The organism is Paenibacillus sp. J14 (genome assembly GCF_000518465.1).
GTDB lineage: Bacteria > Bacillota > Bacilli > Paenibacillales > Paenibacillaceae > Fontibacillus > Fontibacillus barengoltzii.
The window spans coordinates 100,685-126,970 of the sequence record NZ_JADQ01000002.1 but is presented as its reverse complement, the minus strand read 5'-3'; the positions used below and the strand labels follow the sequence as shown (position 1 = coordinate 126,970).

At 51.7% G+C, this 26,286-nt stretch carries 16 protein-coding genes; 3 read left to right on the top strand and 13 right to left on the bottom strand.

Annotated elements, in window-relative coordinates; translation table 11 throughout:
- Positions 1 to 14: 14 nt before the first annotated feature.
- From M891_RS0101215 to xylA, 11 genes are all read right to left on the bottom strand, one after another.
- Positions 15 to 1,013: a glycoside hydrolase family 130 protein gene (locus tag M891_RS0101215; RefSeq protein ID WP_028537518.1), complete on the bottom strand. Its 999-nt coding sequence runs from the start codon at positions 1,011 to 1,013 to the stop codon at positions 15 to 17.
- A gap of 90 nt (positions 1,014 to 1,103) precedes the next feature.
- Entirely contained in the window at positions 1,104 to 2,423 is a 1,320-nt protein-coding gene (locus M891_RS0101210; protein ID WP_028537517.1) for a glycoside hydrolase family 125 protein, read from the bottom strand.
- 338 nt (positions 2,424 to 2,761) lie between these two features.
- A complete protein-coding gene (locus tag M891_RS0101205) occupies positions 2,762 to 5,881 on the bottom strand; it encodes an alpha-mannosidase (protein WP_028537516.1) in 3,120 nt (1,039 codons plus the stop codon).
- A 5-nt stretch (positions 5,882 to 5,886) separates the two neighbouring features.
- Positions 5,887 to 8,187, bottom strand: a complete 2,301-nt coding sequence (locus M891_RS0101200; RefSeq protein ID WP_028537515.1) for a glycoside hydrolase family 3 N-terminal domain-containing protein — start codon at positions 8,185 to 8,187, stop codon at positions 5,887 to 5,889.
- A gap of 106 nt (positions 8,188 to 8,293) precedes the next feature.
- Entirely contained in the window at positions 8,294 to 9,211 is a 918-nt protein-coding gene (locus M891_RS0101195; protein WP_016313765.1) for a carbohydrate ABC transporter permease, read from the bottom strand.
- Positions 9,212 to 9,235: 24 nt separating this feature from the next.
- Entirely contained in the window at positions 9,236 to 10,165 is a 930-nt protein-coding gene (locus tag M891_RS0101190) for an ABC transporter permease (RefSeq protein WP_028537514.1), read from the bottom strand.
- Between the two features lie 86 nt (positions 10,166 to 10,251).
- Positions 10,252 to 11,739, bottom strand: coding sequence for an ABC transporter substrate-binding protein (locus M891_RS0101185; protein WP_028537513.1), 1,488 nt, complete (start codon positions 11,737 to 11,739; stop codon positions 10,252 to 10,254).
- A gap of 199 nt (positions 11,740 to 11,938) precedes the next feature.
- Complete coding sequence (locus tag M891_RS0101180) at positions 11,939 to 13,468, bottom strand: response regulator transcription factor (RefSeq protein WP_028537512.1); 1,530 nt, start codon at positions 13,466 to 13,468, stop codon at positions 11,939 to 11,941.
- Positions 13,461 to 15,284, bottom strand: a complete 1,824-nt coding sequence (locus tag M891_RS0101175) for a sensor histidine kinase (RefSeq protein ID WP_028537511.1) — start codon at positions 15,282 to 15,284, stop codon at positions 13,461 to 13,463. The genes M891_RS0101180 and M891_RS0101175 overlap by 8 nt, the downstream gene beginning before the upstream one ends.
- 146 nt (positions 15,285 to 15,430) lie before the next feature.
- Positions 15,431 to 16,927 (bottom strand): xylulokinase, encoded by a 1,497-nt coding sequence (xylB, locus tag M891_RS0101170; RefSeq protein ID WP_028537510.1) that lies wholly within the window; start codon positions 16,925 to 16,927, stop codon positions 15,431 to 15,433.
- Positions 16,928 to 17,030: 103 nt separating this feature from the next.
- Positions 17,031 to 18,347, bottom strand: a complete 1,317-nt coding sequence (xylA, locus tag M891_RS0101165) for a xylose isomerase (protein WP_028537509.1) — start codon at positions 18,345 to 18,347, stop codon at positions 17,031 to 17,033.
- Between the two features lie 237 nt (positions 18,348 to 18,584).
- Between xylA and M891_RS0101160 the strand changes: the two genes are divergently transcribed.
- Positions 18,585 to 19,784: an ROK family protein gene (locus M891_RS0101160; protein WP_028537508.1), complete on the top strand. Its 1,200-nt coding sequence runs from the start codon at positions 18,585 to 18,587 to the stop codon at positions 19,782 to 19,784.
- A gap of 58 nt (positions 19,785 to 19,842) precedes the next feature.
- Here the strand turns inward: M891_RS0101160 and M891_RS23070 are convergent, their stop codons facing one another.
- Positions 19,843 to 22,890, bottom strand: a complete 3,048-nt coding sequence (locus M891_RS23070; RefSeq protein ID WP_028537507.1) for an EAL domain-containing protein — start codon at positions 22,888 to 22,890, stop codon at positions 19,843 to 19,845.
- 171 nt (positions 22,891 to 23,061) lie between these two features.
- Positions 23,062 to 23,865 (bottom strand): formate/nitrite transporter family protein, encoded by an 804-nt coding sequence (locus M891_RS0101150; RefSeq protein WP_028537506.1) that lies wholly within the window; start codon positions 23,863 to 23,865, stop codon positions 23,062 to 23,064.
- A 240-nt stretch (positions 23,866 to 24,105) separates the two neighbouring features.
- Between M891_RS0101150 and M891_RS25485 the strand changes: the two genes are divergently transcribed.
- Together M891_RS25485 and M891_RS0101140 are read left to right on the top strand one after the other, a co-directional pair.
- Positions 24,106 to 24,261 carry a hypothetical protein gene (locus M891_RS25485; protein ID WP_016313775.1) on the top strand — a complete coding sequence of 52 codons (156 nt, stop codon included), beginning with the start codon at positions 24,106 to 24,108 and terminating at the stop codon, positions 24,259 to 24,261.
- Positions 24,262 to 24,542: 281 nt separating this feature from the next.
- Positions 24,543 to 26,270, top strand: coding sequence for a putative bifunctional diguanylate cyclase/phosphodiesterase (locus M891_RS0101140; RefSeq protein WP_028537505.1), 1,728 nt, complete (start codon positions 24,543 to 24,545; stop codon positions 26,268 to 26,270).
- Positions 26,271 to 26,286: the final 16 nt, after the last annotated feature.

Below are 26,286 nucleotides of genomic sequence, written 5' to 3'. Positions count from 1 at the left end.
TCGATGCTGGATGCTTAGGCTTCCGTTTCCAGCGGATATTCTTCCATGTACTTCAGTAGCTCGTCCACGGTAGTGAAAGCCAGGCCGGTTACTGTATCCGCACATCCGTAATAGATCGCGATACGGCCGGTTTCAGCGTCCGTCAGAGCGGCGCAAGGGAACGTCACGTTTGGCACGTCGCCAACGCATTCGTACAGCTCTTCTGGACCGAGGATGTAGTTACGCGAACGCGCTTTGACAATCCAAGGCTTGTCGATGTCCAGCAGGGCGCAGCCCATGCGGTAAACAAAGCCGTTGCAAGTATTGATTACGCCGTGGTAGATCAGCAGCCAGCCTTGGTCGGTTTCGATGGGAACCGGTCCTGGGCCGATTTTTTTCGATTGCCATGCCGAAGCATCCCCGTTAATCGTACCCATTACATAGCGGTGTTTGCCCCAGAAAGTCAGATCCGGGCTTTCGCTGTAGAAAATATCGCCAAATGGCGTATGACCTGTGTCACTTGGGCGGCTGAGCATCGCGTAGCGTTCACCGATCTTGCGCGGGAACAACACGCCATTACGGTTGTACGGCAAAAAGGCATTTTCCAGCTGATGGAACGTCTTGAAGTCGGTTGTGTACGCAATCCCGATCGTTGGACCATGGTAGCCGTTACACCAGGTGATATAGTAGCGGTCACCGATTTTGCAGACGCGCGGGTCATAACGGTATTCGCGTTTGGTGATTTCCTCGTCGCCTTCAAATTGAATCGGCTCGTGGTTGATTTTCCAGTTGATGCCGTCGTCACTGAATCCTGCAAAAATATCCATGCTCACCGAACGCGAATCGCAGCGGAAGACGCCGGCAAATCCGCCTTCAAAAGGCACGACCGCGGAGTTAAACACGCTGTTCGAGTTCGGGATCGCATGACGCTGGATGATTGGGTTTTGGGAGTAACGCCATACCGGGGCATTCGAGCCGGCCGGTTTGTCTTGCCAAGGGATATTTTTGAGAGGTTCGCCGATAATTTTGCTCATGGTCAAGTCTCCTTTAACATATGTGGGATATGAATTAGGGGCGCGTCCGCATCCTTATGAACACTTCGGCGCCGCTTGCAGATTGAAGCCTTACAAAATACCTTCCTGCATCGCTTTGTACACCAGTTGTGAGAACAAGCTGTTCGACCAAGCAAACCATTTGCGCGTAAACGTGTTTGGATCGTCGGCGTGGAAGCCTTCATGCATGTAGCCGGTTCCGGCGTCGGTCGACTCCAGCATTGCGATCATTTCCAGCTTCTCTTCCTTCGTTTGCGCGGTGAGACCCTGCATCGACAAGGCCATATGCCAGATGTAATTCTCTGGGGTATGCGGGCTGCCGATACCTTTGGCTGCTTTGCCTTCGAAGTAGAACGGATTTTCCTTGCTCAGGGCAAAACGCCGTGTATTTTGATAAATCGGATCGTCTGCGCTCACATAGCCCAGGTAAGGAATGGACATCAGGCCCGGCGTACCGGCGTCGTCCATCAAGCAATAGTTGCCAAAGCCGTCGGTTTCGTAGGCATAAATCGGACCAAATTCCGGATGGCGGTAGATCCCGTACAGCTTAATGCCGTGGTCCACCTCGAACTCCAGCTCCTTCAGTTCGGCCAGGAAGTCCATGTCGCGGAAGACCCACTCGGCAAATTCCTGCATTTGACGCAGCGCCACAACCGCAAACATGTTGCCCGGAATATTGTAATGGAAATCGCAGGCATCGTCGCTGGAACGGAAGCCCGACCAGATCATGCCCGTATAGTTCACCGGCATGCCCATACCGTTGTTCCGCAAGGAATCGGTTGGAATCCCGTTGTTGCGGGTAAAGCGGTAAGGCGATTTCTCGAAGTGATGCTGCTCGGTTTTGAACAATTCGTAGATTTTCCGCATCGCGGATTTAAAGCCGGCATCAAAAATATCGGTCTGCTCCGTTTCCTTCCAATACGTGTAGGCCAGACGGACTACGAAGCACAAGGAGTCGATTTCGAATTTGCGCTCCCATACCCATGGGGACATCTCGGTCTCGTCTGTTGTGTTCCAGTGCCAATCGTTGGCCGACTCGTTAAATGCGTTAGCATACGGATCGATGTGAACATAATGAATATGACGTTTGATCAGTCCGCTGATGATCCGCTGCAAATCGGGATCGTTCTTGGCAAACGGCACATAGTGGATCACTTGCTCCACGGAATCGCGCAGCCAAGAGGCTGGGATGTCACCAGTGATGACGAAGGTCGTTCCGTCGTCCATCAGCTTAGTTGTTGTCTCAAGTGTGTTCGGAAAACAATTCTTGAACAGCTGCAGCAATTTCGGACGATGCGCCAGTTTCGTTTCCGCCTCGGCCAGCACATCCTTAATGGATTGCGGCAATTCCAGCGGCGGCATCGAGATTTTCGGGAGTCTAAATTGTTCCATGCGCTTGTCTTCTCGCTCCTTTACAGGTCATTTCATTAGGCTTCGGTTTGTTTCTATGATGATCTTGAGGGCGGTGGGGTCGGCGGACGGCATAGCAATCTGAAAATTAACGGTAAATCCTGCTGTTAATTTGCTGATATTCCGTTAGTCCATTGATTTAACGGTAAATCTTGCTGTTAAATTAGTCGGATTGCATCAAATCGGCGGATATTCGCTAATTTAACGGTAGAAATTCCAGTTAACTTGCACCGAACCTCGGGAAATGGCGAAATTAACAGTACTTTTTCCAGTTAATCTCCTTCCACTGCGTCTTACGCCGCCCCAAATCGCCCGATATCTTACTTCAACTTCAGCGTCTTAATTTCATACGGGGCAAAATCGAGCTCGATCCGTCCGCCGTCTGCCAGCGTGATCGGCTCCAGCTCCCGCTCCAGCGCGTCGGATTGGAAAGCCGCTGAAACCGGCTCATTCCAATGTAACGCTACGCGTTCGCGGCCGCCGGCCGATTCGTACAGGCGCAGGATCACGCCATCGCCGTCCTCAGCTGGCTTCACTGTGTCGAGCACTACGTGCTCGCCCGTGAACCCGAGCAGCGCCCCGGTGGAAGGCAGCGTGCCTTCATGCGTTTCGGCCGCCCATACGGCCGGCGCGTGGTTCAACTCGGCTGCCGCGCGCACGGTGTGCGCGGTCTGCCAGTCGCCTTGGTGCGGGTACAGCGAATACGTAAATTCATGCTCGCCCAGATCGGCGGTCACGTCCGGCCATTTCGGCGCCCGCAACAGCGACAGACGCATCGTGCTGCCCTGGATGTCGTAGCCGTACTTGCAGTCGTTCAGCAGGCTGACGCCGTAACCGCGTTCGGAAACGTCGGCAAACCGGTGGCCGCACACTTCAAATTGTGCCTGCTCCCAGCTCGTGTTGCGATGGGTTGGACGTTCCAGTGCTCCGAACGGAATTTCGTAAGTTGCTTTGTCCGTAACGACATCGATCGGGAATCCCACCTTCAGCAGCTTATGCGCTTCGTTCCAATTCACCTTCGTTTGGAAATCAATCCGCTTGTGATGATGGTACAGAATCAAATCCTGTGTGATTTCCGATTGACCGATGCTCCAGCGGAAGCGCAATACGTCTTGGACCGGCCCGCTTGCAACCAGACCGCTATCCAGCAACACGGCCTCACCGGCTGGCTGCTGTTCATAGCGCGGGTCAATGTCCCACGCATCCCAAAGCGTCGGACGGTCGTGATAGAAGTGGAAGCGGTTGGCGCTTTCCCCAGCTTTCACGATCTCCCGTCCAGCTTCCTTATCCCACAGGCTGACGATCTCGCCGCGTTCGTTAAATTTCAGGCGGTAGAACTCCGTTTCCCATTCGCCTTGGAACGCTTGACTTCCGTCTCGGGAACCCACCTTCGTACCGGCAACAGCTCCCGCTTCGTTCCGCAGCCAAATCGTCTTGTACCCAAACGCCGGCACCTCCGGTACGCGGACCCAAGCTGCGGTCTCTCCGCCAAGGTCTGTCCGCACGTCCAGCTCAAGCCGTGCGCCTTGCTCGTCGTATGCCGCCACGCCGCTCCGATCAGCTTGATCCGGCAAGGACACGATTACATCGCGCGTCCAACCCAAGCTGTTAAAGACGATGTACGGCGTGCCTTCACCCGCGGTTGATACCCGTTCTGCAAATGTCGTCAGCCCTTGGCGCAGTCCGGCATTCCCCTTCTCAAAAATCTCTCCATATTCTTTCGTCGATGTCTCGTACGCTTCGGTGATCGCTGAACCCGGAATGATGTCGTGGAACTGGTTCAACAGAATCAGCTTCCAGCCCTCCTGCAGCGTGCTTTGCGCCTCGCGTTGCTGATCCTTCGGCATTGCCGGAGCAGCCAAGGCGTTCCACAGCTCCGCCTCGCGGTACAGGATCTCCGCTTTGCGATTGCTGCGCTTGTTGCGCCCGTGGGTCGTATACGTTCCCCGGTGCAATTCCAGGTACAGGTCGCCATGCCATGCCGGTAACTTCGGCTGCGCGGCCTCGATTCCCGCGAAGAACTCCGACGCCGTGCTATATTCACTCGCTGGTTGACCTACCATCAGCTCGCCGCGGTGAATGTATTCCAGCATTTCACGGGTCACCCCGCCGCCGCCGTCGCCGTGTCCGTAGAGCAGCATTTGCTCGGGATGAACGGCTTTTTGGCGATACGATTGCCAGTGATCATGAACGTCCTTCGGCAACGTATTTTCGTTGACCCCGTGGTTCAAATACGACAGCATTGGCGTACCGTCGATACCAACCCAATGGAACAGGTCGTACGGGAATACGTTGGTATCGTTCCAACCGAGCTTGGTCGTCATAAAGTAGCGAATCCCGCCGTGCTTCAAAATTTGCGGCAAAGAGGCGCAGTAACCAAACGTGTCCGGCAGCCATTCAATCTCCGAGGTAAAGCCGAACTCTTCCTGATAAAACCGTTGCCCGTACAGCATCTGCCGCATCAGCGATTCGCCGCTCGGCAAGTTCAAATCCGGCTCAACCCACATGCCGCCAACCAGTTCCCAGCGTCCTTCCTTAATCCGCGCCTTCACCCGTTCGTACAACTCGGGGTCGTTCTCCTTCAAGAAGGCGAACAGCAGCGGCTGGCTCTGCGTGTAACGGTATTCCGGGTATTCGCGCATCAGCGCATCTACCGTCGAGAACGTCCGGCTTGTCTTGCGTACCGTCTCCCGCACTGGCCACAGCCAAGCGATGTCGATATGGGACTGACCGACCATGTGGATCAGGCCTTCAGCGTTGCCGCCGATTGCCTTCACCCGCTCGGTGAGCTTCTGTTCCAGCCCAGTAATCGCTCCGCCCTCGCGAATCGCTTCCGCATCCAGCGCCACGAAGCCGTCCATGGCGGCATACAGCGCCTCGATCAAGCGGGTGCGCCGAAAATCTTGCTCTGGCAACAATACCGCAGCATCGCGGACAACTGTTGCCGTATACATCAAGCTTTGCACCGGCCGGTTCACCAGCACCAGACGGCTGTCGATCCGCGAGATCGGCGGCTGAATCACCGCTTGTTGATTGAGCGGATCCACCGGTTCCGGGATCGGGTCATACAGCTCGATCTCCAGCGAGAGCGGGCCTTGGCCTTGCTCTTGCGGAAGCGTCACGAACGTATGATTCCGGTCCAGCCCCTGAGCTGATTTGCCGTTAATGCGCAGCAACCCTTCACCGCCGGAGGCAAAGATAAGACCCACTTGGCCACCGCGCCATTCTTCTGGAATCTCCAGCTGAGTACGGAAGAAATACGTGGTTCCCTGCGTACTCGGGAAGCGTTCGAAGGCTTGTCCTTCCGCATATTCGGTTTCCTTCGTGTAACTGCCGGGAACCTGGTACACGGAAGAGGTGATCTCCCACCCACGCAACTGGATTTGATCCAGCCACTGGGCTTCCGAGAGTTCCCGGATAAAACGTCTGATGCGTTCCATATCGATTAATCCTCCCGCACAAAGAGTTTGGCGCTCAGCGTATCATTGACATTCTTGCCGACGTGCACCCGGAATTCGCCCGGTTCCACAACCGGTTTATAATTCTGGCCGATGTATTGCAGTTGCTCTGGACCAACCGTAAATTCTACGGTCTGGGTTTCGCCCGGTTGCAGGAATATTTTGCGGAAGCCTTTCAGCTCCTTCGCCGGCCGGGTTACCTTACTTGCCACATCGGTAATATACAGTTGAACGACTTCTGCCCCCGCACGTTCGCCGGTGTTCGTCACTTCAACCGTCACCTTCGTTGAGCCGTCTTTATGAATCGTATCGGACTCCAACGCTATATTGTTATAAGTAAATTCAGTATAGCTCAGCCCGTATCCAAACGGATAGCGCGGCTGCGAATCGCCTTCCAGATACCGTTTGCCCCGCGAACGCTTGCCGTGGTAGTAAACGGGCACCTGTCCAACATGCTTCGGAATCGAGATGGTGAGACGTCCCGAAGGATTCACATCACCAAAGAGGATGTCAGCGATCGCATGCCCGCCTTCCTGGCCCGGATACCAAGCCTCGAGAATGGCATCGGCGTGCTCGTCGATCCACGGCTCAGCAATTGGCCGTCCGTTGATATATACCACCACAAGCGGTTTACCCAATTTATGAATCTCTTGAATCAGTTCCAGCTGTACGCCGGATAAGTTGAGGTTCATGCGGTCAATGCCTTCACCGCAATCCATGTCGCTCTCCGCATTGTCGGTCACTTTGGAAGCCCCGGTGCGCAGATCGATGGTCCCCTCGCCAAAATCCCGTGCGCTGGAGCCGCCAACGACCATCACCACCGTATCCGCCTTCGCCGCGCAAGACAACGCCACGTCAAAACCTTCCCGGGAATTGCCGTTGATCCGGCAGCCCGGTGCATACAGCACCCGTTCCGGCGTATTCGCCAGCTTGCTGCGGATTCCGCCGAGTACGGTTGTCACTTTGGACTTCGGCTGCGGCGAAGTGTAGTCGCCCAGCTGGTTGTAGCCCACATCGGCGTTTGGCCCGATGACGGCAATCGTACCGGCGTCTGCCGACAACGGCAACACGCCATCTTTGTTCTTGAGCAGCACAACGCCTTCGCTGGCTAACTTCCGGGCCAGCTCCACATGTTCCGTGCTGCCAATGACCTGCTCGGCCCGCTCGGGGTCAGCGTACGGACGTTCAAACAGCCCGAGGCGGAATTTCAGCGTCAATACGCGGCGTACCGCGCGATCGAGCACTTCCTCCTCCAGCTGTCCCGACCGTACCGCCTCCACCAGATGCTTGCCGAACATCACGCCGGACATCTCCATATCGATGCCCGCGCGGATCGCTTGGATCGCCGCGTCCCGCCCGTCCTCTGCCACATCGTGGCCGGAGGCAAGCATGTCGATCGCGCCGCAGTCGGTGATGACCATGCCGTCAAAACCCCACTCGCCGCGAAGGATATCGTCCAACAATTCCTCGTTGGTCGTACAAGGCACACCGTCGATCTCGTTGTAGGCCGGCATAATCGAAGCCGCACCGGCTTCTACCGCCTTGCGGAACGGCAGCAGGTCGACCTCCAGCAGTTCGCGCCGTCCCATATGGACCGGTCCGGCATTTCGGCCGCCCTCGGAGCTGCCGTAGCCGACGAAGTGCTTAAGCGTAGCCGCTACGCTGTCCTCTCCGTCCAAGTTCTCCCCTTGCAAGCCTTCGACCGAAGCCACGGCCATTTCGCTGATCAAATAAGCGTCTTCGCCAAAGCATTCTTCGGTCCGGCCCCAGCGGGGATCACGCACAACATCGAGGACCGGAGAATACGTGACTGCGCCGCCTTGGGCGCGCGTCTCGCGGGCCACCGCTCGGCACATCTCGCGATACAGCTCCACGTTCCAGGTGCTGCCGAGCGACAACGGCACCGGGAACACCGTGGCCCCGATGGCCATATGGCCGTGCGAGCACTCTTCCCCGATCAGGATCGGGATGCCGAGACGGGAGTTCTCAATCGCATAACGCTGGATGGCGTTCACGGCCTCCGCACCTTCACGCGGCGACAAGCCGGTTTCCAGCGTCACGCCCGTCCACGGATCCGCGCGCAGCACGCCGTATAGCGAACCGACGCCGCCGTTTTTCACCTGCTCCTTAAACGCTTCGGTCAGCTTGATCTCTCCATCTTTATGCTCATAGGTCTGCCAGCCGAAAGGCTGGACCAGCTGGCCGGCCTTTTCTTCCAATGTCATCAGCCCGAGCAAATGCTCTACTCGTTCCGGGATGGGCTTCGAGCTGTCTTTGTATAGCAACATCTCCACCTCGTTCCTTTCATTTTCTCCTTGATTCCCAAAGGGTTCAAAAATGATTTAAACTAAAAAATTTACTTTTCAGCATCGAGAAGGTTCAATGAAGCTATATTTATTCTTTGACAGCGCCTACCGTAAGTCCTTGTACAAAATACCGTTGAAAGAACGGATATGCAAAAATAATTGGCAGCGTCGCCAGCACGACCATCGCCATCCGCGAAGTGTCCTGCGGAATGGATTGCATCGCAGCCAGGCTAAGCGAAGTATTCTGCGAGTTTTGCTGAATAAACGCAATACTTGATTCGATCCGCATCAGCATCGACTGCAGCGGAACTAAATTCGGATTGTCGATATACAGCAGTGCATTAAACCAGTCGTTCCAGTAACCCAGCGTGCTGAACAAGCCGATCGTAGCAAGACCTGGGAGCGACAGCGGCAAGACGATCCGCAGGAAAATATAGAAATCGCCGGCACCGTCAATCCGCGCCGATTCAATAATCGCCTCTGGAACGCTTGTACTATAAAACGTACGTAAGATCATGATATAGAACGCATTCATTGCGAGCGGCAAAATCAGCGCCCACAACGAATCTTTCAAACCCATCAACTGGGATACCACCATATAGGTAGGAATCATCCCGCCGTTAAACAGCATAGTCACAATCGCAAATACAGAGAAAAATCTCCGGTAACGGAAGCTCTTCCGCGAAATCGCATAAGCATAAAGCGAAATCATGACCAAACTGAGGATCGTACCTATCAGCGTGACTGCGATGGTTACTCCGTAAGAACGAAGCAGGGAGTCACCGCTCTCAAACACGAAGCGGTATGCATCGAGACTCCATTTGGCCGGCAGCAGCCGGTAACCGTCCGTTGCCAGCGTCTTCTCATCGGTAAAGGAAATAATCACAACAAAGATAAAGGGAAATACGCACATGAACGAAAAAATACCGGCGATCAGGTGCAATACGGCGTTCCAGCCGCGAGAGACATGATGAAAATCTTTGCTTTTTCTAGCCATCTCCGCCATACCTTGACACTCCTTTCAGCTGTTTTAAAATAGGGCGCTGTCTTTATCAATTTTGCGCACGATGTAGTTCGAAACCATGACGAGAATAAAGCCTACCACCGATTGATAAAGACCGGCCGCCGTACTCATGCCGATTTCCCCGGTTGTTTTCAGACCGCGGTATACGTAAGTGTCAATAACGTTCGTGACTTGATAAAGCGTACCCGAATCTCTTGGCACTTGGTAGAACAAGCCGAAGTCAGCGTAGAAGATCCGCCCTACCGCCAGCAGTGTCATGATAATGATAATTGGGGAGAGCAGGGGAACCGTGATGTTGCGGACTTGCTGCCATTTGGTCGCACCGTCAATCATCGCCGCTTCATAAAGCGATTTGTCGATACCCATGATCGAAGCCAGGTAAACGACACTGTTGTAACCGATGGTTTTCCATAGGTTAACGAAAATCAAAATATAAGGCCAATATTTCGGCTCCGAATACCAGTTAATCCGTTCCACGCCAAACCAACCTAAAATCTGGTTAATCATCCCGCGGTCCATGCTCAGGAAGCTAAACGCGAAGTAGCCGACGATAACCCAGGATAGGAAGTAAGGCAGGAACATCCCGGTTTGATACACTTTGGCCATGGTCTTGCCGACCAACTCAGACAACAGAATCGCCATTGCCACGGAAAGGACAAGTCCGATGAAGATAAAAGCCAGGTTGTATAACAACGTGTTGCGGGTAATGGTAAAGGCATCGTTAGTACTAAACAAGAACTTGAAGTTTTCCCAACCTACCCATTCACTCCGCACAATACTTGCCCAGAATCCGTCACGGCTGAAGCGGTATTGCTTAAACGCCGTGATTGTACCGACCAGCGGAAGGTACGAGAAGAAGAAAAACCAAACGGCACCCGGCAACACCATAAATAACATGACTTTGTTCTTAAGTAGGTTTTTGAAAAATGCAGCCATGATGTTCCCCTCCTATCAAAAATAATGAAAAAGGATCGGGCGCAACTATCACCCGCCCGATCCCTCTCTATTTCTATAATGATTACTTATTTATTTTCAGCTCTCCAGGCATCGAGCTGAGCTTGGGCTTCAGCAATTACCTTGTCCAGGCCTGCCTCTTTGAATTTTTCGATTGCTTTCGGCAGGTATTCTGCTGGATCAACGGTACCCGTCATCAACGAGGACCAGAATTGCTCTTTTACGTTTTGTACAGCGGCCATTTCAGTCGCTACTTTCGTGCTGTCGAAGTTGAAGCTCAGGATTGGCGAGTTCACGCCTTCTGCGTTAAACTTCTTGAATTGCTCCCATTTGTCGTCTGGGTCGTTGGCATTCAAGTACAAGAGCATGTTGTTACCCAACGAGTACGAAGGCATGTCGTAGTTTTTCGATTCGTCCAGGTTTTCGTAGTGAGTGTCATTGATCTTCTTGTAGTGAACGCCTTCGATACCGGAGTCAACCATGTTGCGCAGCACCGGATCGGTGTTCAGCAGGTTCAGGAATTCCATCGCTTTCTCCGGATGTTCGGAGTTTGCGGAGATGGCCATGATCGAACCTTGTACGGAAGTGTTGGTGATGATTGCATCACTTGCCGGTGTAGATACTACAGGGTAGCCGTAGCTTGCACTCCACAGGTTATCCGCCAAAGGTTGAGTTTGTGCACGGTCCATGAACCATTGACCCGAAGTCATCAGGTCGCTGGTGGAACCCGTCGTAGCTGCTTCCGGAGCTACATAACCTGCTTTATAGTATTTGTGCATTACGTTCAGAGCTTCTTGCATTTCCGGCGTTTCCAGGATGTTTACGATTTTATAATCGGTTGTATCCAGTTTTACCGCCATCGGCAGGTTTTGAATAACGTAATCGTAAGGAACATACGGAACGTATTCTTTGTTCATCGCGAACGGCGTTACGCCCGGTTCATTTTCTTTAATCGTTTTCAACAATGGCTCGATGCTTTCCAAGGAACGAACATTCGTGATGTCCAGGTTATACTTGTCCAAGAACGTTTTGTTGAAACGCCATACTTCTTGTTGCGGAAGTTCTTTATTCGCTGGGATCCCGTAGTTATGTCCGTCAACTTTGGAACCTTCCAGGAACGCAGGGTCGATCGTGTTCTTCAGATCTTTGCCATATTGCTCGAGCAGTTCATCCAATTGCATGAACGCGCCTTTTCTAGCGTTTTGCACGTAGTCGAAACCACCTGCGGAAGTGAAGATGATATCCATCGGTTCACCGGAAGCGACGTTTACTTGCATCTTTTGTGCGTAATCGCCCCAGTCGATCATTTTCATCGTAATGGTGGCATTGATTTTCTCTTTGGTGTACTTGCTGACTTCTTCCATAACACGGTCGACGTCTTTTTGAGGCGTACCGATCGTGTACCAAATCAGGTTAACCGTTTCCTCCGAGTTGCCTGCAGCAGCTCCGCTGTTGCTGCTGTCTGTGTTCTTGCTTCCGCCGCATGCGCTCAGAACAAGCACCAAGGCCATCAAAGTGGCAAGGACGAAAGAAAAACTTCTTTTGCTTTTACTCATGCTGATCCTCCCTTTTGAATCTCTTTTGTTTTGATTGACTAACCTAACCTTACCGAATGAAAGCCGTTACAAAAAGAAGATAAACCTAAAAAATTAAGGTACAAATTAAAGAAAAGGACAATACCCTGGAACCAAGGAAAACCAACCGTTTTAGGTGGTTAAAAATCTCCTTGCTCCAGGGTACCCTCCCCTATGCGATCTAATGCAGCGCCTTAAAATCGGTGGGGGAGATCCCCACGTATTTCCGGAACTGCTTATAGAAATAACCGATCTCCCAGTAACCCACGCTCCGCGCGATTTCGTGCACTTTGAGATTGGTGTTTTTGAGTTGCTGCTTCGCCTTTTCGATCCGGTACTTGTTAATATACTCGGCAAAGGACACCCCCGTCTCTTTGTGAAATAACTGCCCGAGATAGACTGGATGTATATGGTACTGCGCCCCCAGCGTTTTGAGTGACAGTTCGTCGGCATAATGCGAGTCGATGTAGTTCAGCACCTGATGTACCACCGGATTCTTCGCATCCTGCAAAAGGGAACAAACCGTCTCCTCTGCCAAACTTACGAGAGTTTGGACCAGCTCTTGAAACGAATCACAGCGCTGGACACGTTGAAGCGTGTTCTTAAACAAGTCTGTCTCTTCCGAATATTTAATATGCTGAAGCTCCATTTTAAAGCGGACCACCAGTTCCAGGGCGACATTCTGCACATCCTCGGGACGAATCCCCTCCATTCTCTTCAGCCGCTCGAAATCTTGGCAAATCCGTTCTCTCAATCCATCCTTATCCTTCGCCAATATGAGCTTGGCGTAATCGTCCCAGCCCAGCGGATAGCCATTCTCCAATACGCCGCTGGCGCGGGTGCTCTCTAGTTGCTTGTATTCCATGGTCCGCCGTTCGGGATAAATCAAATAATATTCAAGGGCTCTCTTGGCTTGTTTATAGCTGAGAGCGGCCGATTCAGGTCCCCGTCCTACGTTGCCTACGCCAATTTGAATCATCTGGTTCATGACCGACAATTCCAGCGACAGGTTCTCCATCAATTCGGCAAAAGTTCGCTTCTCCTCTGCCCCGGCAAGAAGGGAAGCCACGATGCCAATATCACCATCCACATCGTGGAATAGGGTGATTCCCCGCCACGCCACGAGATAACGTTCCGCGCGATCAAATACCTCGGCTGAATTGCCCTCGGTGCGCAGCATAGCCACAGCGACATAGGGCCCCTGCAAATGCAGGCCCAGCAGTTCGGTTCGCTCCTCGAATTCCGCAGCTGCCATCTGCCCGTTCAGCCACCGGTAAAGCGTGTTGTCCTTCAGGATTTGAATATCATAAGCGTCGTAGAGTCCATTTGGATCCACGCTGTCCAGCTTCTGCACCGTGTTGCGCAGCGTCGATTCCAGCTCCTCAACATTAATCGGCTTCAGCAGGTAGTTTTCAATGCCAAGTTTCATCCCCTCTTTGAGGTAATCAAACTCGTTAAACCCGCTTAAAATAATGACCTTCAATTCCTTGTGCAGCTTCCGCGCCTCGGAAATCAGCGTTAACCCATTCATGACCGGCATGGAGATGTCCGTGATTAATACATCCACCGGCTTCGTAGCCAGAGCGTCCAGCGCCTGCTGCCCGTTCTCGGCATGTCCGACAATTTCCAAGCCAAACTGCGGCCAGTCCACGATATCGTATAAGCCTTCGATGATAAATGGTTCGTCATCGACGATAAATACCTTATACATCTTCCCCCTCCATTCCTTCCCGATTCGGGAATCGAACCGTGATGGTTGTCCCGCTGCCAGGTGTGCTCTCGACCTTGATCCCATAGTCCGAGCCGTACAATAAACGCAGCCGTGAATGTACACTGCGTAACCCAAACATTCGCCCGGTTTCTTCTTCCCGCTCCAGCTCCCTGCGGATTTCCGCCAGCCGGTCGGGTTGGATACCCTTTCCGTTATCTTGGACCACCGCCACCAGCGAATCCCCGTCTTCCCGCACCTCAATCGTAATCCGGTTATCGCTTTGGTCGGTTTGAATCCCGTGCACAATATAGTTCTCCACAATAGGCTGCAAAGACAAACGGACCATCGCTTTGCCAAGAAGCGAAGGATCTGCTTGAATCTCATAACTAAAGCGATCCCGGTAACGGATGCGGAACAGCTCTAAATATAATCGGCAAGCTTCCAGCTCATCCTTAAGCGTATAGTTTTTCTTTTGTTGCACCATGCTCTTGAACAGAACGGACAAGCTGTAAATCATTTCGCCCACGTCTTTCGCCCCTTGGGAAATGGCCCGCATCCGGATCACTTCCAGCGTATTGTATAAGAAGTGGGGATTGATCCGCGCCTGCAACGCAACGAGCTCGGTTTGCTGCTGCTTTATCTCCGCTTTAAACACTCGGTCGATGTAGATATTCAATTCGTCCAGCATGTCATTAAAGCTCTTGGAGATCTGCCCCAGCTCGTCCTCCCGAACATCAGCGATCCGTGCGGTAAGCTCCCCGTTACGAACTCTGCGGGTAAACCGGATAATATTTTGCGTGCGTTTGGCGAAATTGCTGATGAACAGCGCCGGAATCAGGATCGCGAACAAAATACAAATGGAGCTGATCGTAAAGATCGTGTTGCGAAGTCCATGATAGGTCTTGGCCAGCTCCTCTTTCGGGACGGTACTAAGCACGGTATAACCGCCCTGGCTTTGTGTCAGCTTGGTAGCAATCAACCCGTCATCCAGCACGCCGGTATCGTACATCGAGTGAATTTGCTCCGCATATGGGTATTTCTGATCATAATAGGTGCCGGAGGAATCAAATAATACGCTGCCATCAGCGGACAGCACCAGGATGGAACCTTTGAGTTCCTCTTCGTACATCGCGAGGCTGCCCCGGATCTTCTCTGTATCGTAATACACGTCAAGCTGCCCGATATTGCGAAGCGACTGCTTGTTATTGATGGGGATGCGGACCGAATACATCGGAAGATCCGGCAAGCCCACCGTTTTGCGCACCCAGATGTTGGCAGCTCCGACGTTCACGCCTTCCTCCTGATACATCACATCAGGGATAAAGGATCGGGCCTGATTCGTAGGGATAATCTTAAATTGCTTATCGCTGCCAAAAGCATACAGTTGCTGCAAATCCGCGCTATATAACATCAAACTGCGAATATCCGGATCGTCGTCGACAACGTTACGAAAATACAGAACGGTGTCGGTAGACGAACTATTTTCCGCATAGAATCGATCCAAACGGTAATTCACGTAATCCTGATACGGATGCTCCAGGAAAAAAGAAGTGTTCGAAGCCAACTCCTCATCTCGATAAATATCCCGCACCATTGTTTGTACGGATTCATATTTGCTGCCGATGTAATCGCTGACACTTTCGATCGCTCGCTTCTGAATGTCGAGCTGTCTCTGCACCGCGGACTCGGACATAAACATAAACATCAAATACGAAAATGTAATAATCGTCACGATCGTGATGACTGAAAAAAACAAAAGAATCTTCATGAACAAATTGTTCTTGAAGTAATTGCGGTAGATGCTCCGGATGAACATGTCTTCCCTCCTCGCACAAGGTCAATTATACCATGCCTTTGGCACTGCATGCGTTTGTAGTTCTTGGCGGATCAGCGCCAAATCCAAATGAAAAAACGCCTATTCCCCAGGGGAACAGGCGTTTATGGACAGATCCTTGTGCAAGCTTATCCGCGGAATTCCTGCAGCCCTTCGTTCAGCGAGCGAGTTGCTGCATAAACTTGCTGATACAGCTTAAATAGGCGAGCATATTTCTCTACATTAGCCGGAATCGGCTCATAGGTCTTCGCATACCCGATGAAGGCATCAGCGCATTCCTTCAGGCTGCCGAACCAGCCGCTGCCAACCGCCGCCATCATCGCTGCGCCCATCGCCGGACCTTGCTCGTTCTTGAGTGCCACGACCGGCTTGCCGAAGATATCGGCTTGCATTTGCAGCCAAACTGGATTCTTCGCGCCGCCGCCGATGGAGATGACGCGTTCAACCTCGATACCAGCTGCATGAAATAGATCAAACGATTCTTGCAGCGAGAAGGTGATCCCTTCCATCACAGCGCGGGCCAGATGCTCGCGGCGATGTGTGCCGGACAAGCCGATGAAGCTACCACGAATGACGCTGTCCGCGTGCGGTGTACGTTCCCCGACCAGATACGGGGTGAACAACAGACCTTCCGAACCCGGTGCGATGTCGCCCACCGGCTTCAGCAGCTCGTCAAAGCTAAGCTCCGGTGCCAGCGAATCCTTGAACCAGCTTAAGGAATACCCTGCAGCCAGCGTCACGCCCATTGCATAAAAAGCGCCCGGATGCGCATGGTTAAAGAAATGCACCTTGCCGGCAAAATCTTTGTTCTTATCTTCTTCGTAAGTCAGCACTACGCCAGACGTTCCCACGCTGCACAGCGCGTCGCCTTTACGGACGATGCCCGCACCAACCGCGCCACAGGCGTTGTCAGCACCGCCGCCGAACACTTTCGTGCCCGCTGCCAGGCCGGACTCAGCGGCAAACTCCGGCAGCAACGTGCCGGTAAACTCGGTGCTGCCCACAATCGGCGGGCAGAAGCCAGCGGGAAGACCGAAGGCGGCAGCGATCTCCTCGCTCCATTTCCCTTCCGGCACATTCAGCAGCAGCGTTCCCGCGGCATCGGAGATTTCCATATGCACTTGGCCGGTCATACGATAACGCAAGTAATCCTTCGGCAATACAAAACGTGCAGCTTTGGCAAACAACTCCGGCTCATGCTCCTGTACCCAAAGGATTTTTGGCAACGTAAACCCTTCCAACGCAGCGTTGCGCGTAATATCGAGCAGCTTGTCGCCCAGCTTCGCTTCAATATCGCGGCATTGCTTGGTCGTACGGGTGTCGTTCCACAGAATCGCGTTGCGCAGCACATTGTTCTGCTCATCCAGCAGCACTAAACCGTGCATTTGACCGGAGAAGGAGACACCTTCGATGTCTTCGGCCGCTACGCCGCTTTCCTTGAGCAATTGCTGCAAGCAAGCAACGGTCCCTTTGACCCATTCCTCCGGATTTTGTTCGCTATACCCCGGACGCTCTTGGATCAGCGGATATGCTGCGGACGCCTCCCCGGCGATATCGCCGTTTTGATTCACAAGCAACGTCTTCACCGAGCTGGTCCCCAGATCGATGCCAATCACATACTTCATTGCGATACTCTCCCTTCGCATGTCCCCTAAGGGGCCTTATACCACAAAAAGGGACGGCAGGCGTCCCCTTTTGGATAGTTGTGAAACAAGTCTCTCTCTAAGCTTATTTCGTGCCGAAAATGTATTCGTTCAGGCGGGCTTTCACCAGCTCGAGGTGGTTCGATTTGTTCACGATGTTGCTGTGTTCCAGAGCATAAGCTTCCAGCGTTTTGAAGTTCGCTTTACCGGACACGATATCCGCACCGATGCCGGATTTGAAGCTTGCATAACGTTCTTCAATCAGGTTTTCAATGAAGTTGTCTTCGATCATTTTGCCGGCTACTTTCAAGCCTTTCGCGAAAGTGTCCATACCAGCGATATGAGCATAGAACAGATCTTCCGGTTCGAAGGAAGTACGTCTTACTTTCGCGTCGAAGTTCACCCCGCCGGAGCCCAAGCCGCCGTTTTTCAGGATTTCATACATCGCGAGCGTTACAGCATACAGGTCTGTTGGGAATTCGTCCGTATCCCAGCCGAGCAGCATGTCGCCTTGGTTCGCGTCGATCGAACCCAGCATGTTGTTGATGCGGGCTACGCGCAGTTCGTGTTCGAACGTATGGCCAGCCAGCGTCGCATGGTTTGCTTCCAGGTTCAGCTTGAAGTGATCTTGCAAGCCGTATTTTTGCAGGAATGCAATCGTCGTAGCAGCATCGAAGTCATATTGGTGCTTGGTAGGCTCTTTTGGTTTTGGCTCGATCAAGAATTGACCTTTGAAGCCGATTTCTTTGGCATAGTCGATTGCCATTTGGAAGAATCTTGCCAGGTTGTCGAGTTCCAGAGCCATATCGGTGTTCAGCAAGGACTCGTAACCTTCACGACCGCCCCAGAACACATAGTTTTCAGCGCCCAGCTCAACAGCAGTTTCCAGACCTTTCTTCACTTGTGCTGCAGCATAAGCGAATACGTCAGCGTTGGAGGTTGTTGCCGCACCATGCACGTAACGCGGGTTGGAGAACATGTTAGCTGTGTTCCACAACAGCTTCACGCCGGTTTGCTTCATGCCTTCTTTGATTTTAGCTACGATGACGTCCAAATTTTCATTGGATTCTTTCAGGGTTGCGCCTTCAGGAGCAACGTCTACGTCATGGAAGCAGAAATACGGAGCGCCAAGCTTCTCCAAGAATTCAAAGTTAACTTCAACGCGAGCTTTTGCCAGATCCATGCCGCTTACTGTTTCCCAAGGACGAATCATGTTGCCTTGACCAAATGGGTCGCTGCCGTTCATCGTCAACGTGTGCCAGTAAGCCACGGCGAAACGCAAATGCTCCTTCATTGTTTTGCCGAGTACAACTTCATTCTCGTTATAATGTTTAAATGCTAGCGGATTGTCGGAACCTGCGCCTTCATACTGAATTTTGCTAATGTTCTTGAAATAACTCACCACGTATTCCTCCCACCAGAGATTTAATTAAAGTAAGCCTTTACATCCTGTCGATTTTAAGTAGCATGCCCATTTACTTGTGCGAGCATGCCGTCTACACTAAGATCGTATCACGTTCCACTTAGTTTGTCTAGTAAACTAACAAAGTTATTGATTTTACCTGGGACGTTTATGTTATGATGCGTATAGACACAATATTGCCATGCTAACAAGCTTGGGTATAACGAGGGAGTTTACATGAAAATCACAGGCGACCAACAGCTGATCAAAAAAATGAATAAAACGATCGTCCTGGATACGATTCGTCAGCGTCAACCCTTGTCTCGTGCGGATATCTCCGCTGCGATTGGCTTGAACAAGGCGACCGTATCGTCCCTCGTCTCCGAGTTGATCGACAGTCATCTGGTTACCGAGATCGGCCCCGGCGAATCCAGCGGCGGGCGCAAGCCGACCTTACTGCTCTTTAACCGCAATGCCGGATATGCCATTGGCATCGACATCCGTGTCAATGATTTACTGGCTGTGCTGGTTGATCTGGAGGGCCACGTGCTTCAGGAAAAATTGGTGCCGCTTCGCGACTTCAGTCCGGAGCACGTACTGGATCAGATTCGTCAGACTATCCATGAGTTTCGCCAGCAATTACCCGAATCCCCGTATGGGATCGTGGGGATCGGCATTGGCGTACCCGGGCTCGTCGACGACAAGAGCCGGGTGATCTCCGCACCCAACCTGGATTGGAACAAGGTTGAATTATTAGAACCGCTGGCCTCCGAATTCGGGGCCAATCTTCATATTGATAACGAGGCCAACGCCGGCGCGATAGGCGAGAAGCTCTTTGGGGCCGGACGCGAGGCCCAAAACTTGATCTACCTCAGCATCGGGATCGGCATCGGTTCCGGCATTATCGTTGGCGGCGAACTGTACCGCGGCACGTCGAATTTCTCCGGCGAAGTGGGTCATATGACCGTCGCCGAGAACGGCCCGCTCTGCCGCTGCGGCAACCGCGGCTGCTGGGAAACGCTCGCCTCGGAGAAGGCGTTGCTTGACCGAGCCGCCAAGGTGTGGGGAGAACAGCACCCCGACCTGGAGGAGATGCTTCAACTGGCCCGCGGCGGTGACTCCCGGGCGACCCAGCTCCTGAATGAAATCGGCGCCCAGCTTGGCGTTGGACTCGCCAATTTGGTCAACATCCTCAATCCGGAGCTGATCGTCATCGGCAACCGTCTGTCGCTAGCCGGGGACCTCATTGAGGATGCGATGCTGCGCACCATCGAAAACCGCAGCTTGTCTTATCACCGGAAGAAATCCGCAGTAGCTTTCGCCAACTTAGGCATCCGATCGACCGCACTCGGCGCCGCCTCCATGCCGATTACTGCGTTCCTCAGCGAACCGGATTCCGTTCCTGTGCAAGTCAGCGGCTCGACAGCCGGCCTTTGATCCAAAAAGAATAACCCGCAGTCTCGTGTTCTATATTCCACGAGACTGCAGGTTATTTTTATGCCATCTCATCCAGCGGGAAGCTTCGCAGCAAATCGCGCAGCTCTACCTCCGGAAGCGGCTTGCTAATATAATACCCTTGAATGACATCGCATTTCGCGCGGCGTACATGCTCCATCTGCTGCTTGGTTTCTACACCTTCGGCGATGACCTGAAGCCCCATTTTGCGTCCGATCAGAACGATTGCTTTCGCGAGCGAACGGCTGTCATCCTGTTCCGGCAAATGCTCAATAAATGATCGATCCACCTTCAATGTTGTAATTGGCATCTGCTTAAGTGACCCCAGCGAGGAATAGCCGGTGCCAAAATCATCTAATGCGATTTGAATGCCGTTGGCCTTCAATTCATTGAGCTTCGGCACCAGTGATTCCAACGTTTCCATAATCATCGACTCGGTAATTTCCAGCTCTAAGTATTCAGGATTCAAGCCGGTCTCCTGAAGGATCTGCAACACCTTGCCAACAAAGTCTTCTTCAAGCAGCTGAACCACGGAAATGTTCACAGCGATTTTATACGTTCCAAACCCGTCGTCCTCAAGACGTTTGGCGAAAGCACACGCTTCTCGCAGCACCCATTCGCCGATTGGGACGATCAGGCGGCTGTCCTCGGCTATTTTGATAAAGGATAAAGGCGATACGAAGCCAAGTTCCGGACTGTTCCAACGGATCAGCGCTTCAAACCCGCAAATTTGGCCGTCGCGAACCGAGATTTGAGGCTGGTAGTGAATGATGAACTCCCCCCGGTCGAGCGCATGCCGCAGGTTCTTTTCCAAGACCACTCGCTCATTAAACGCTTCAAGGAAAGCTGGAGCGAAGACGGCATATTGGCCTTTCCCCGCCTCTTTGGCCGCGTACATCGCGACGTCGGCATTCTTGAGAAGTTCCTCCGGGCTCCGTCCGTCTTCCGGGTAGAACGATATTCCGATGCTAATCGATACATACAGATCGCTGTCGTCTATCCGGAACGGCTCCTTGAATCCCTGGATCAGCTTTTGGGCCAGTCCCGTTGCTTCTTCCTTCCCCGCATCATTCATCAGAATTACAAACTCATCCCCGCCGAGGCGAAAGAGCATCCCGGCCTCTCCAATCAGGGAGGTCAAGCGAGCGCTGGCCTGTATCAGCAGCCGATCCCCAAATTTATGCCCCAACGTATCATTAATAAATTTAAAATTATCCGTATCTACGAAAAATAATGCGGCTTTGGCATCCTCTCGGGAAACCAGTTCATCCATTTTCTCAAGCAAATATAACCGGTTCGGCAAGTCGCTAAGTGTGTCGTAGTAGGCGAGATGCCGCATCCGCTGCTGGTACAATTTCAACTGGTGAATATCGATATTCGATCCCACCATCCGATAGGCCCGCCCTTGATCATCAAACAGCGCTTTCCCTCGTCCTAAAAACCAGCGGTACTCCCCGTTTTTGCACCGCAGCCGATATTCGCACTCGAAGACCTCTTTGACCCCTGCCTGTAAGGACGCAAATTCCTCATGGATTTTCACATTATCTTCCGGATGGACCACCTGTTGCATCATCTCGCTGGTTATTAAATCCTCTTGTTCGTAACCCAGCAGTTCAAACCATCTCGGCGAATAATACCGATGGTTCCGATCCAAATCCCACTCCCAAATGCCGCCGTTGGATGCCTCCGTGACCATGCGATAGCGCTCTTCGCTACGTCTTAGCCGCTCCTGATTATCCAGCAGCATATCGAAGTTCTGTCTTAATTCTTCCTGAGTCGCCGTTAACTCTAAATGCGCAGCCTCCAGCTCCTGATAGCTGTAATGCAACTTATTTTCGAATTGCTTACGCTCTTCGATATCTACACCAGTCATGATGAAAACATCCGGGTCACCTTTCAGTCCAGGAATCACTGTCGTGCGGAACAAGAACGCCTTATCCTTCCCTTGATCCGCGCAAAATAAATGAATCTCGCAATGATCCACAAAGCGATACGCAAGCGCCTGATCCAACAGCGGAATCAACTCCCGGCATGCGTGCTGCAGCAGAGAATGCTCCGTATATGGCCGTCCAATCGCTTCTCCTTCCCGAATACCGGTAATCATCTCGGCGTACCGATTGAAACGCACCGTTGTCCCGTCACCATGTACCGCCCAAATAAACAGGTTGCTATGATCCAGCACTTCCCTCGAAAATTCCCGTTCGCCGTGAATCGTGCGGCGCAGACGTTTGATGTACGTCCGAAGTAAAGTGTAGCCGATGGCTCCCCCTCCGACCAACAGTCCGCCGATGAGAATCAGTCGGTTCCGTAATGCGTAAGAGTAGGATTCAGAATGGGTGAAGAAATATTTCAGATAGAGCTCCTCATACACCCCTGAGCGCTTCACATCATCAATCCGGCGGTTCACATACTCAACCAACTCCGGCATTTGCTTGCTGATCCCATAAGCCACATCGCAGGGATACAAACCTTCCAGCAACTTGTGAACCTCTCCGGTCATGTCCTGCTTAACAATCAAATAATCGACGACGTTCTCATTCTCAAACAACAGGTCGATTTCTCCCCGTTTTAATGCGGCAAGGGCCGCTTCGACGGTAGGATATGTACGATAAGACGTTACACCAACTTTAGTCCGTAAAATATCTTCCGTATATTGTCCGGCGCCTACGCCAACGGAATATTGGTGGAGTTCATCCGTCCTTAATGAGCCGCGAAAATGCTCTCCCGCATAGACTCCGATATAAGTCCGCATCACCGGCTTGGAAAATAGCACATCCTGCCTTCGATTCTCTTGGATCGCCATTAATCCGGACGTATCCGCCTCCCCTTCCGTAAGAGCTTGATACACGTTTTTCCAATCCGAGGTGGAGTAAACCAGCGTATAGTCCTTCTCTTTGAAGAGCATGTGGGTTAATTCCAGATCGAAGCCCATCAGAAATCCGTTTTGACTGAACTTATAAGGAGGATAGTCCAGCTCCGTCTGGTAACGAACCTCTTTCTGCTCCGCTTCGACTGTTGTCGAGCCTAACCCCGCCGTGACCAAAACCACAAGCAGGAATGCCACCCATAACAGACGGATTTGCTTCATTCGCGATACACCCTTTACGTTAGGATAGTGGAGGTACTATCAAATCACGAAAATTAGCATATTTTGCTTTATCTTATCATAGGAGTACAAGAAGACCTATGCCATATTACATGGTTCTACAAAAAAAAATAGACACCTCCTGATGAGAAGATGTCTGACTGAACCTGTTGGCTATTTCGACGTACCGGAAGCATCCTCCGCATCCAGATACGGCTTGTTGGCGAAATAGTACATAAAGCCCATCAACAGCACCCCGCCAACCAAATTACCTAGGGTGACAGGAATCAAGTTGTGAAGAACACCGCCAAACGATATTGTGGCGGGATGGTCCAGCACCAAAGCGATGGCGAAGGTACACATGTTCGCAATACTATGTTCATAACCGGAGATAAAAAAGCAGAAGACAAACAACATCATCGCAAACATCTTCGCCCCATCCCCTTGCAGCGCCATCGGAATGAAAAAAGCCAGGCACACCAACCAATTACAAAGAATGGCGCGGAAAAACAATTCTGTGGCAGGAGTCGTCATCTTATGCTCAACTACGTTGAGCAAGAAGCTATTCACCGAAGCATCGGCAAATAAGCCCGTTAAGTAAATCAAAAGGGCAAAAGCGGCTGCGCCCAAAATATTGCCGAGGTAGCTAAACACCCATAACTTGGTGACATCCAGCCATTTCAGCCGTTTCCTTAAAGCCGCGTATGTATAATAGAACGTATTTCCGGTAAATAGATCCCCGCCGCCGTAAGCGATAAGAATAATTGCAGCGCCAAAGGTCAAGGCGGCCATCGGATAGGTCAGCGGCGAATGCTCCACGTAGAAGAAGTTCCCGCTCTTAAACGCAACGATGACTCCAAAACCGATAAACATGCTCGCCAGCATTGCTCTGGCAATATACCGGATATGACTTTGCATAAAAATCTTATATTTCTTGATTGCGAGCTCCTCAACTTTTAACAGCGATTCAGTCTCCATAACGCCCCCCGTTAATTCATTTTATGATGTTCTTTGAGGTTAGCTTATCCCTTGTTGGCTGCAGCCATCCCATCACTCCCCATTTTCGTTTAAATCTAAAATAAACGGTATTGCTGCTATTTACAAGCGATACAGATTTGTGCATAATAAAAATGAGGATTATATGATAATGATTATCATTATTAATTCAGAGCTGACCTGGTTTATCAACGAACAACAGTGTAAGAGGAGAGAATGCCCATGAGATTGTTAGCCGCCCGCAGAAAGACAAGGCTGAACATCGATGATTACTTGGATCTGCTCAATCTTGCCACCCATTTGGGCGACCGCCAATGGCAAAAGGAGATCATCCGCAAGCTGGAAATGATGCAATCCGAGGTAACTGACGTTCAATAGTCAGCCTATTCAAAATAAGTGCGAGCTTAGGGACCCCCAGGCTCGCTTTTTTTGCATCTGATCGATATAGTCAACTTTTGTTCTCTATCATACGACTACTGGCATTTAGGTGAAAGGATGCGCGTCTTCTGTCGCACCTTGTCGGAAAAATCGATTGCCATCGGTACCGTGCCACATGTATGATGGAGTCATAAGTGATGACTTTAGTAGATTCTCCCGTATGACATACATCGTCTGTTATTCTACTTCTACAGCGGATCATTTCGAGGAGGCTTTGTATTGTGGAAGACGATCAGATACGCTCCCTATTCCAGCCTGAATCCGTGCTCACCGCTTCGGCCTTGTTTCAGGCCATTGATCGGATGGGCGTTGGCCTGGCGATTACAAATCCGAATCTTCCGGACAATCCATTAGTCTATGTCAATCAAGGATTTGAGAAGATTACCGGATACAAGCGAGAGGAAGTTCTCCATCGGAATCTCCGTTTCCTTCAGGGAAAAGAGACCAACAAAGAACATCTCGCCGTAATTCGGAAAGCGATCAAGGAAATTGGGGCCGCTACAGTAACCATCAAGAACTATAAAAAGGACGGCAGCACCTTCTGGAACCAGTTTGTCATCAGTCCCATTTTGGATTCGGACGGGCATCTACTCTATTTCATTGGGCTTCAGTTCGACGTAACTCGGGAAATGGAGAAGCAACAAGCTTCAAGGGAACGACTTCGTCAGTTGTCCCATTTCGATCCGGTGACCCACCTGCTGAATTCCAACTATTTTAAGGAGCTGATGTACACCGAGCTCGTTTCGGCCCAAGCCGAGAATACCACGGCCGCTGTCATTTGTATCAATCTCAACCGTTTTCGGCTGATTAATGAAAGCTATGGCGAGAGCAAAGGCAATGAACTGCTGCGCCAAGTCGCAGAAAGACTGCGTCGTTCATTCCCGGATGGAACACCGATATGCCGGAATTTTGCAGATGAATTTTTCGTATTGGTGTCGAATATCACGGATCCCTTATACATACATACACTTGCACTAGATTTGTATAAAGCGCTTAGAGAGCCTTACACAATATCCGACTATGCGTTCCAGGTCAGTTTCGGAATGGGGGTCAGCCTCTACCCGGACGACGGATCTGACATTCATCAACTGCTGCAGCATGCAGAAATGGCGATGAAGGAAGCCAAGAAGGAAGCGCTCGAAGGCCCGCACTACTATGATCAATACCTGATGGACCGGCTGCAGAGCCAAATTACGTTAGAGAAAAAAATGATCCGCGCACTGGCAAGAGGGGAGTTTGAGCTGCACTTCCAGCCCAAGGTAAATGCCTTATCCCAAGAGCTGACCGGCTTTGAAGCGCTGATCCGCTGGAAGGACCCCGTCCAGGGATACATTCCGCCCAACTCTTTCATTCCGATCGCCGAGGAGAATGGGTTTATCGTTGAATTAGGCGAATGGGTCCTGCTGGAGGCGTGCAAAGCCAATAAACGTTGGCAGGAGGCCGGGTATCCGAAGCTGCCGGTATCGGTGAATGTCTCAGCGGTGCAATTCCGACATCCGCAATTCTTGCGTACCGTTGAACAGGTGCTGGACGAGACAGGTCTTGCCCCACAGTATTTGGAGCTGGAGGTCACCGAATCGCTGTTAAACGATCATGTGATGATCAAGGATACTTTAACGGCCTTGCAGCAAAAGGGCATCTCACTCTCGGTAGACGACTTTGGGACAGGCTACTCCTCGATCCATTACTTGAAGTCGCTCCCGGTTCAGGTGCTGAAAATCGATCGAACCTTCGTGCAGGAGACGCCGTGCTCCGAACGTGACAACTCTCTGCTTCGTTCCATCATCCAGTTAGGCAAATCGCTGGGTATGACGGTGCTGGCCGAAGGCGTCGAGACGAAAGCGCAGTTCGAATTTCTGCAGAAGAACGGCTGCGATCAAATTCAAGGTTACTATTACAGCCGTCCGCTGAACGAAGAAGCCGTAGAGGGCTTGCTGAAATCAAGTTAATGGGCGTTACAACACC

Bases quoted from the DNA above. Each gene is read 5' to 3' on its own strand.
- M891_RS0101210 (WP_028537517.1), bottom strand. From the start codon at position 2,423: ATGGAACAATTTAGACTCCCGAAAATCTCGATGCCGCCGCTGGAATTG.
- M891_RS0101150 (WP_028537506.1), bottom strand. From the start codon at position 23,865: ATGGAGACTGAATCGCTGTTAAAAGTTGAGGAGCTCGCAATCAAGAAA.
- M891_RS0101175 (WP_028537511.1), bottom strand. From the start codon at position 15,284: ATGTTCATCCGGAGCATCTACCGCAATTACTTCAAGAACAATTTGTTC.
- M891_RS0101205 (WP_028537516.1), bottom strand. From the start codon at position 5,881: ATGGAACGCATCAGACGTTTTATCCGGGAACTCTCGGAAGCCCAGTGG.
- M891_RS25485 (WP_016313775.1), top strand. From the start codon at position 24,106: ATGAGATTGTTAGCCGCCCGCAGAAAGACAAGGCTGAACATCGATGAT.
- M891_RS0101215 (WP_028537518.1), bottom strand. From the start codon at position 1,013: ATGAGCAAAATTATCGGCGAACCTCTCAAAAATATCCCTTGGCAAGAC.
- xylB (WP_028537510.1), bottom strand. From the start codon at position 16,927: ATGAAGTATGTGATTGGCATCGATCTGGGGACCAGCTCGGTGAAGACG.
- M891_RS0101190 (WP_028537514.1), bottom strand. From the start codon at position 10,165: ATGGCTGCATTTTTCAAAAACCTACTTAAGAACAAAGTCATGTTATTT.
- M891_RS0101200 (WP_028537515.1), bottom strand. From the start codon at position 8,187: ATGTTGCTATACAAAGACAGCTCGAAGCCCATCCCGGAACGAGTAGAG.
- M891_RS0101195 (WP_016313765.1), bottom strand. From the start codon at position 9,211: ATGGCGGAGATGGCTAGAAAAAGCAAAGATTTTCATCATGTCTCTCGC.
- M891_RS0101185 (WP_028537513.1), bottom strand. From the start codon at position 11,739: ATGAGTAAAAGCAAAAGAAGTTTTTCTTTCGTCCTTGCCACTTTGATG.
- M891_RS23070 (WP_028537507.1), bottom strand. From the start codon at position 22,890: ATGAAGCAAATCCGTCTGTTATGGGTGGCATTCCTGCTTGTGGTTTTG.
- M891_RS0101180 (WP_028537512.1), bottom strand. From the start codon at position 13,468: ATGTATAAGGTATTTATCGTCGATGACGAACCATTTATCATCGAAGGC.
- M891_RS0101160 (WP_028537508.1), top strand. From the start codon at position 18,585: ATGAAAATCACAGGCGACCAACAGCTGATCAAAAAAATGAATAAAACG.